The sequence below is a fragment of the Mesorhizobium sp. P3_B5 genome (genome assembly GCF_056402815.1).
Genome location: NZ_JBFUGR010000044.1, coordinates 1 through 677, shown reverse-complemented (window position 1 = coordinate 677; position 677 = coordinate 1). Strand labels below are relative to the sequence as shown.

Sequence of the window (677 nt, the reverse complement as noted above, 5' to 3'; positions counted from 1 at the left end):
ACGCCCGTGCCGGTGGTCAGCGTGGCGGTGCCGTAGGTGCCGGTCTTGGTGTAGGTCACCCCGCCATTGCCGGTCGCCCAGCCATTGCTGGTCAGTGCGGTGCCGTCGTAGACGGCCGCGTCGCCGGCGTCGACATCGCCCTTGGCCAGCGTGATGCTGGCCGAAGCGGTGCCTGCCGTGCCAACTCCGGCTTCCACCAGCTGCACGCTCTGCGCGCCAGCGGTGACGGTCGGGTTGTCGTTGGTGCCGTGGATGGTGACGGTGACGATCTGGCTGTCGCTGCCGTCGGAGGAGACGGCGGTGAAGCTGTCGGTGATGAACTGGCCGGCGCCGAGCTGCTGGATGGCGGCCTGGGTGTTGTCGGCGCTGTAGGTCCAGTTGCCGGCGGCATCGAGGCTGAAGGTGCCGTGGCCGTTGGAGCCGGCGGTGCCGGCCTGGGTGGTGAAGTTGGCCTGGCCGGCGTCGACGTCGCTGATGGTCAGCGCGCCGCCGGTGGTCAGATTGCCGGCAACGATGCCGTCGGCGCCATTGTCCTCGGTGACGTCGCTGGTCGAGACGCCGCCGATCACGGCGCTGTCGTTGGTGCCGTGGATGGTGACGGTGACGATCTGGCTGTCGCTGCCGTCGGAGGAGACGGCGGTGAAGCTGTCGGTGATGAACTGGCCGGCGCCGAGCTG

The 677-nt window shown here is 69.4% G+C and carries 1 protein-coding gene; it reads right to left on the bottom strand.

The genetic code is table 11. From position 1 onward, the window contains the following. A partial coding sequence (locus AC1DVW_RS29685; RefSeq protein WP_477327942.1) for a VCBS domain-containing protein occupies positions 1–677 on the bottom strand: 677 nt, incomplete at both ends.